Source organism: Phyllobacterium sp. P5_D12, assembly GCF_054049495.1.
The window spans coordinates 1-7,414 of record NZ_JBFUMG010000212.1; the positions used below are offsets into that span (position 1 = coordinate 1).

Sequence of the window (7,414 nt, forward strand, 5' to 3'; positions counted from 1 at the left end):
GGCTATCTCGACAAGCTTGCCGTCAATCAGGTCAATAATTTCGAGCAGGGTCTGCTCACATGGCTTCGTACGGAACACAAGGATGTTCTCGCGACGATCGCCAAGGAAAAGCAGATCAGCGACGAGACCAAAGGCAAGCTCAAGGCCGCCGTTGACGGCTTTGCCAAGTCCTTCGCTTAACATTACGGACGGGATGAACGGATGCCTTCGTTAAAGGATCTGAGAAACCGGATCGCCTCGGTCAAGGCGACGCAGAAAATCACCAAGGCGATGCAAATGGTCGCCGCGGCGAAGCTGCGTCGTGCGCAGGAGGCTGCGGAAGCTGCTCGTCCCTATTCACAGCGCATGGCTGCGGTGCTGGCGAACATCGCTTCCAATGTCGATGGCGATGATGCGCCTGTGCTGATGAGCGGGACAGGCAAGGACGATGTGCATCTGCTTGTCGTCTGCACTTCTGAACGTGGCCTTTGCGGCGGGTTTAACGCGCAGATCGCGCGTCTGGCTCGTGATCATACCCGCAGGCTTCTCGCCGACGGCAAGACGGTCAAGATCATTACCGTTGGCAAGAAAGGCGCAGATATCCTGCGCCGTGATCTCGGCAAGAACATTATCGATCACGTCAATCTGCGCGAAGTCAAAACGCTTGGTTTTGTCAACGCAGACGAGATTGGTCACAAGATCATCACGCTCTTCAATGAGGGCGCGTTCGACGTTGCCACGCTGTTTTATTCGGAATTCAAATCGGTAATCGCACAGATACCGACTGCCCAGCAGTTGATTCCAGCCAGTGAAATCGGCGATGTCGAGCCGGAGAGCGCAGGCGATGCAGTTTATGAATATGAGCCGGATCCGGCCGCCATTCTCGGCGATTTGATCCCGCGCAATATTTCCGTCCAGGTTTTCCGCGCTCTCCTTGAAAACGCGGCATCGGAGCAGGGTGCACGTATGTCCGCCATGGACAATGCAACCCGCAATGCCGGTGACATGATCAACAAGCTGACAATGTCGTACAACCGCCAGCGTCAAGCCCAGATCACCAAAGAACTGATTGAAATTATTTCGGGCGCGGAAGCGCTCTAATCGCGAAGGTAAGGATCGATGGCTAAAGCAGCGACCCCGAAAACACCCGCAGCCCCCAAGGCTGCCCCGGCAGCAAAGACAGCTGCAGCAAAGACACCCGCAGCAAAGGCAACTGCCGAGGCCGTGAAGCCGGTTGCGAAAGCCGCTGCTCCAAAAGCCGCTGCCAAGGCCGCTCCGGCTGCCAAAGCCGCTACGCCAGCAAAGGCAACAAAGTCAGCGACACCCAAGACTGCTCTCAAGGCAACTGGCGTTGCCGGCCGCGTCAGCCAGGTTATCGGCGCCGTTGTTGACGTCGCCTTCGATGGCGGTGTTCTGCCGCAGATCCTGAACGCGCTGGAAACCGACAATCTCGGCAATCGTCTCGTTCTCGAAGTTGCGCAGCATCTCGGTGAGAACACTGTGCGCACGATCGCCATGGACTCGACCGAAGGCCTGATCCGCGGCCAGGTTGTTTACGACACCGGTTCGCCTATCATGGTGCCGGTCGGCGAAGAAACACTTGGCCGCATCATGAACGTCATCGGCGAGCCGGTCGATGAAGCAGGCCCGATCAAGACAAAGCTTTCCCGCGCCATCCACCAGCCAGCCCCTGCATATGTCGAGCAGTCGACGGAAGCCGAAATCCTTGTCACTGGCATCAAGGTGGTCGACCTCCTTGCGCCTTATGCACGCGGCGGCAAGATCGGTCTCTTCGGTGGTGCAGGCGTCGGCAAGACTGTTCTCATCATGGAACTGATCAACAACGTTGCCAAGGCGCATGGTGGTTATTCGGTATTCGCCGGTGTGGGTGAACGTACACGCGAGGGTAACGATCTCTATCACGAGATGATCGAATCCGGCGTTAACAAGGAAGGCGGCGGCGAAGGCTCCAAGGCTGCACTCGTCTACGGCCAGATGAACGAGCCGCCAGGGGCGCGCGCCCGTGTTGCTCTGTCGGGTCTGACTGTCGCCGAGCATTTCCGCGACCAGGGCCAGGACGTTCTGTTCTTCGTGGACAACATCTTCCGCTTTACGCAGGCCGGTTCCGAAGTGTCCGCCTTGCTTGGCCGTATTCCGTCTGCCGTGGGCTATCAGCCGACGCTGGCGACCGACATGGGCCAGATGCAGGAGCGCATCACCACGACGCACAAGGGTTCGATCACATCGGTTCAGGCCATCTACGTCCCCGCCGACGATTTGACCGATCCTGCGCCTGCGACTTCGTTCGCTCACCTTGACGCGACGACGGTTCTCAATCGCGCGATCTCCGAGAAGGGTATTTACCCGGCTGTGGATCCGCTGGACTCGACATCGCGCATGCTCGATCCGCTGATCGTTGGTGACGAGCACTATCAGACAGCCCGTCAGGTACAGTCGATCCTGCAGCGCTATAAGTCGCTTCAGGACATCATCGCCATCCTTGGCATGGACGAGCTTTCGGAAGAAGACAAGATTGCTGTGGCCCGCGCCCGCAAGATCGAACGCTTCCTGTCACAGCCATTCTTCGTTGCCGAAATCTTTACCGGCTCGCCGGGCAAGCTGGTCGATCTGGCAGACACCATCAAGGGCTTCAAGGGTCTCTGCAATGGTGATTATGATCACCTGCCGGAAGCTGCGTTCTACATGGTCGGCTCGATAGATGAGGCGATCGAGAAAGCACAGCGTCTGGCTGCGGAAGCAGCTTAACGCATGACTGATGGCGGGCTGCGGCCCGCCTTTTCGCCACAGGATTTGAGTGAATATCATGGCAGAAGCCTTTCAGTTCGAACTCGTCTCACCAGAGCGTCTGCTTCTTTCGGAGCAGATCATTGAGGTCGTCGTTCCAGGTACGGAGGGCTACATGACCGTCATGGCGCACCATGCGCCATTGATGGCAACCGTGAAGCCGGGCGTTGTCGCCGTGAAGACCCCGGACGGCAAGCTGGATAGCTATGTGGTTTTCGGCGGCTTCGTTGACATTACGCCCGACGGCTGCACGCTCCTTGCTGAATCGGCAGTACACGTCGCCGATATAAGGGCCKATGAGTTGCAGAACCGCATAAAGGACGCCCAGGAAGACTTCGAAGACGCGACAACCCGCGAAGATCGGGCCAAGGCTGAAGACCTTCTTGGCCAACTGAAGACGCTCGAGGAAGCCATCAAGGCTGCGTGATTGGACCAAACCGATCGATGATAAATCAAGCGGGCTTCGGCCCGTTTTTTATTACGCAGCTGCCTGCAATGGCCGCCCCGACGATCAAGTCCGGTCGAATGACCGGATTATGTTCTTTCCAAAGCTATCGCGCTAAGATCGGTCCGAGAGACTATAGGGCGGGGGCAAAGAAAAAATGAGGCGTCTGTTTGTCGGTGCTGCAATCATCGTTGCCGTCTACCTCTTACTCGCGTATGTGGCTCTTCCAACGGTCTGGGCTCACTATGAACGACAGCCAGGCCTCGCTAATCATCCCATGGTGACGAAGACTGCACGCGGCATTCCAGGCGACCCGCTGAATGTAGGACTCGTAGGCGATCGTGAGGACATCATCCGTGCCATGCATGCCGGCGCCTGGTATCCCGCCGATCCGGTTACCTTGCGTTCCAGCATTGATATTATTGGAAGCGTGATGCTCGACCGGCCTTACGACAAGGCTCCAGTCAGCCCGCTATTTTATGAAGGCCGCCGCGAGGACCTCGCTTACGAAATGCCCGTTGGCAGTAGCGCAAAGCAGCGACATCATGTTCGTTTGTGGAAGGTGCTCGACACGGGCGTAGAACAACGGCCCGTGTGGCTCGGTTCCGCAACCTTCGATCAACGCGTGGGATTCAGCGAGTATACGGGTCAGGTAACGCATGACATCGCACCGGATATCGATGCCGAGCGCGACTATTTTGCCAACAGTCTTACGCGGGCGGGTATGGTGGAGGCGATCTATCAGGTCTCGGGTGTCGGGCCGACGCTGAATGGCCGCAATGGTGAGGGCAGCCCGTATTATACCGACGGCGAAATTCGCATGCTGACCTTGGTCCATGACGGGCAACGCCGGACCCAACCACCTGAAATACTTGCCTCACCGCCACTCATTCAAGCCAAGGACAATGCCTGGATGACAATCAAGAGCGCGATAGGCAACTAGCTCGGCTACGACCAAAACTTACTATACGTAAAGGGCACTCTTTACTGCATCTTTCATTTTTTGAGCCTATAAGAAGCCGACTGCATCTCTGGAAGGCATCGATGAACACTTTCAATCGCTGGATGACGATGTTTGAGGCGTTGTCGCCCGTCAGGCAGATCCTGTTGGTGCTCGGTCTCGGCGGTGTCCTCGCAAATGGTCTGGCCGCCGTCTTCTTCAAGCTCGGCGGTTACGACAGTCTCGACAAGACGATCCTTGTGACAACGCTGATCGTTATCGTTGTCGGAGGGCTGCTTGGAGCATTTCTGGTCGGATTGAACTATCGCCTGAAGATTTTGGCGCACGAGCTCGACATCGCATTTCGCAAAGACGGGATGACAGGGCTATCGACGCGTCATGAGTTTTATCTGCGGGTCGAGCAGATGATCCTTGGCAACAATCCTGCTCTCAGTGCCGGGGCCGTGCTCTATATAGATGCCGATCACTTCAAGTCGGTCAACGATAGGTTCGGCCACGCCGCTGGAGATGATGCCCTGCAAGAGATAGGAACACTTATTGGAAAGCGGTTGGGCCGACGCGATGTCGGCGCGCGCTTTGGCGGCGAAGAATTTGCAGTTTYCCTCGCCGATGCGGACTATGGCAAAGCGTCCTGGGTGGCGCATGGAATATTGCTCGATGTTCGAGGCATATCGCGGAAAGTTGTTCGGAGCGAACTGTCATTGACGGTCAGCATCGGTGTTGCATTTCATGAGCCTGGGCAAACACTGGAACAACTGGTCAATGCCGCGGATGAATGCCTCTACCGGGCCAAGAACCGGGGGCGTGATCGCGTCGTTTACGAATTGGCTTCGTAGCACCAGGCTCTCAAATCGGCTGGACTTTGCGCATATCACTCAGTTGCCGCTTCATATTGTGAATCCGCGCTTGATCCTCGAGGGGACGGCGCATCGCCACGCTGGTCGAGAGAATATCGATCACGACGAGCGCGGCAATGCGCGAGATCGTCGGTGTATACATATTGGTGTTCTCAAGCGTCTCGACGATCAGAGCCACGTCACAGTAACTGGCGAGCGGCGAGTCCGAACCCGTCAGACAAATAACGGCGGCGCCGTTTGCGCGAGCAATACGGGCAATCTCGATGATGGAGCGCGTTGTTCCGGTATTGGAAATCACAAAGGCAACATCGCCCTGCTTCATCATCGAGGCGATCATGATTTGCTGATGTGAATCGAGCTGTGCCCCGCAAGGAACACCAAAGAGTGGAAATTTCTGCTGGGCGTCTCGCGCAACAATGCCCGACGCGCCAAAGCCAAAAAATTCGATGGTCCGGGCTTGCGCGAGAATATCGATGGCTTTGCGCAGAGCGGTTCTGTCAAGGTGTGATCTCGCCCAATCGAGACTGGTCATGGTGTACTCGAAGATCTTCTCAGCCACGGTCTCCGGATCATCGGTATCTAGCAGGACTGAATGGGTCGCCGGTATGCCGAAAGCCAGACTCTGAGCGAGCCGTATCTTGAAATCCTGGAAACCCTTGCATCCGATCGCCATAGCAAAGCGCAGGACCGTAGGCTGACTGACCTCGGCAAGTGTTGCTGTTTCACCCACTGTCGCGTTCAGGATTCGCTGGGGCTCCTTTAGAACCACATCCGCAACCTTACGATCGGATTTGCGCAGGCCGGCCCGCATCGTGCGGATAATTTCTATAATATTCCGACCACCGGCATCCCGGAGATCTGGGCGTGCCTCTCTTTCGTTATCGTCTGCTTCTCTATGCATCGCTATCGTTCCGATGCTTCAAGGGCAATTGCCGAAATCCGATCGAATGACGGCCCTGATACAGGGATATCAATATTGAAGACTTCGGCGATTACCTGTGTCCAGCCATGCAGGAAGTAGCTCCATCCATCCACAACCTGCAGATTGCGGCTCCGCTGCTGGTTGCGTGCCTGGTCGAGAAAAATCAGATCGCCTCGATAGTTCAGATCCCATACGACAGAACGCTCGGGAAACTGGCAGGCGTTGGACAAGGGCGAGCCAGGTACATCTTTGCCGAGGCCCGTGGCATTGATGACGAGAGAGCCCGGCTTGAGAGTGCGCAACACGTCGTCGTTGGCTCCAGTCTCAGGGGCAAGGACGTACTCTATGGAGACGACGCTTTCGATCAGCCCATAAATGCGACGGATTTCATCCAGCCGTTCATGGCTGCGATCAGACACGAATATCCTCCCGGGGACGTCCTCGCCGCGCGAGCGGCGCATCAGGTGCCAAGTGATTGCAATCGTAGAGCCGCCTGCGCCCATGCAGAAGAGGTCAGCTTCACGGCCGGAAAAATACTGCTCGCCGAGAAAACCATCTATGGCAAGGCCGGACGAAATGGGATCCTTCGCATGACAGATCAGCGTGCCGTCGCGTTTGGAAATGCAGCTGGTTTCACCCATCAATTGTGCGAGCGGATCGATAGTGTCGAACATATCGCGGCAAGCGTGAAAGAGATCAATCTTGTGAGTTGTCACCAGTGCGCCGAGAGAAAGGGGATCGTCCCGGATGAACGCCACAGCTTCGCGGTAGGCGGCAGGATCGTCATGGAGTTTAAAATCGATGCCCTTGATGACGGCGGTTTGCAGCCCAAGATACTCTGCCCATGCGGGAAACACCTTCATAATGGAGCTTTTGCCGGTTGTGACGCCGATGAAGTAAAGTGTCGGCAGCGTCGCTGGTGTATAAGCAATCACTTACGATTCTCCAGATGGGGGGCTTTTGATCAAGGATTATTCTTCATGAGTGCAGCGACCTGTTCGCCTGTTCGCGGGTTGTAACAGGCGTTGTCCACCAATTCCCACCCGTTGCCGCTGCTCATCACACGATGGCGCATGCCGTTTGATTTCTCGATGACGCTGTAGTCCTGCCCGCTATCGGAAGGGTAAGCGAAGACCATCACAAGGTCCGTTTCACCGATGTTGATGGAACGGTGGATCCAGTATGGCGGAACATAGCAGATAGTCTGCGCGGTGATTTCGACAATGCGTGTCTCGCCCTCCGGCGATTCCAATTGCATGAGACCATGCCCGCTTTGACCATAGTAAATCTCGGGTCGATCTGCCTTCGCATGAATGTGGCCGCGCGTGAGGAAAAACTCCCTGTTGACGCGCCCCGGATTCATGCGGGTGACGCCGTAGTTAAGATCACCGGCATGTGCCCCGGGTCGAAAATCTTCGACACTGTAGACGACCGGATCATTCAGG

At 56.4% G+C, this 7,414-nt stretch carries 8 protein-coding genes and 1 pseudogene; 6 read left to right on the top strand and 3 right to left on the bottom strand.

Annotated features, from left to right (window positions below; all coding sequences use genetic code 11):
* The 6 genes and pseudogenes from ACXJ5O_RS14725 to ACXJ5O_RS14750 all read left to right on the top strand — a co-directional run.
* Positions 1 to 180: pseudogene (locus tag ACXJ5O_RS14725) on the top strand (F0F1 ATP synthase subunit alpha); the annotation flags it as partial.
* 21 nt (positions 181 to 201) lie between these two features.
* Entirely contained in the window at positions 202 to 1,080 is an 879-nt protein-coding gene (locus tag ACXJ5O_RS14730) for a F0F1 ATP synthase subunit gamma (protein ID WP_310067827.1), read from the top strand.
* Positions 1,081 to 1,098: 18 nt separating this feature from the next.
* Positions 1,099 to 2,745 carry a F0F1 ATP synthase subunit beta gene (gene atpD / locus ACXJ5O_RS14735; RefSeq protein ID WP_457300535.1) on the top strand — a complete coding sequence of 549 codons (1,647 nt, stop codon included), beginning with the start codon at positions 1,099 to 1,101 and terminating at the stop codon, positions 2,743 to 2,745.
* Positions 2,746 to 2,803: 58 nt separating this feature from the next.
* The gene (locus ACXJ5O_RS14740) at positions 2,804 to 3,211 is read left to right on the top strand and encodes a F0F1 ATP synthase subunit epsilon (protein ID WP_457300536.1); all 408 of its coding nucleotides are present in this window, start codon (positions 2,804 to 2,806) and stop codon (positions 3,209 to 3,211) included.
* Positions 3,212 to 3,386: 175 nt separating this feature from the next.
* Complete coding sequence (locus ACXJ5O_RS14745) at positions 3,387 to 4,172, top strand: LssY C-terminal domain-containing protein (protein WP_457300537.1); 786 nt, start codon at positions 3,387 to 3,389, stop codon at positions 4,170 to 4,172.
* A gap of 101 nt (positions 4,173 to 4,273) precedes the next feature.
* Positions 4,274 to 5,026: a GGDEF domain-containing protein gene (locus ACXJ5O_RS14750; protein ID WP_457300538.1), complete on the top strand. Its 753-nt coding sequence runs from the start codon at positions 4,274 to 4,276 to the stop codon at positions 5,024 to 5,026.
* Between the two features lie 10 nt (positions 5,027 to 5,036).
* Here ACXJ5O_RS14750 and ACXJ5O_RS14755 read toward each other — a convergent pair whose 3' ends face one another.
* The 3 genes from ACXJ5O_RS14755 to ACXJ5O_RS14765 all read right to left on the bottom strand — a co-directional run.
* Entirely contained in the window at positions 5,037 to 5,948 is a 912-nt protein-coding gene (locus ACXJ5O_RS14755) for an SIS domain-containing protein (protein ID WP_457300539.1), read from the bottom strand.
* A gap of 2 nt (positions 5,949 to 5,950) precedes the next feature.
* Positions 5,951 to 6,904: a shikimate dehydrogenase family protein gene (locus ACXJ5O_RS14760; protein WP_457300540.1), complete on the bottom strand. Its 954-nt coding sequence runs from the start codon at positions 6,902 to 6,904 to the stop codon at positions 5,951 to 5,953.
* A 29-nt stretch (positions 6,905 to 6,933) separates the two neighbouring features.
* The coding region (locus ACXJ5O_RS14765) for a glucose-6-phosphate isomerase family protein (protein WP_457300541.1) at positions 6,934 to 7,414 on the bottom strand (481 nt) is incomplete at its 5' end.

What these genes read in the sequence shown, in the direction of transcription:
- ACXJ5O_RS14730 (WP_310067827.1), top strand. Translation starts at nt 202, where the DNA reads ATGCCTTCGTTAAAGGATCTGAGAAACCGGATCGCCTCGGTCAAGGCG.
- atpD (WP_457300535.1), top strand. Translation starts at nt 1,099, where the DNA reads ATGGCTAAAGCAGCGACCCCGAAAACACCCGCAGCCCCCAAGGCTGCC.
- ACXJ5O_RS14745 (WP_457300537.1), top strand. Translation starts at nt 3,387, where the DNA reads ATGAGGCGTCTGTTTGTCGGTGCTGCAATCATCGTTGCCGTCTACCTC.
- ACXJ5O_RS14755 (WP_457300539.1), bottom strand. Translation starts at nt 5,948, where the DNA reads ATGCATAGAGAAGCAGACGATAACGAAAGAGAGGCACGCCCAGATCTC.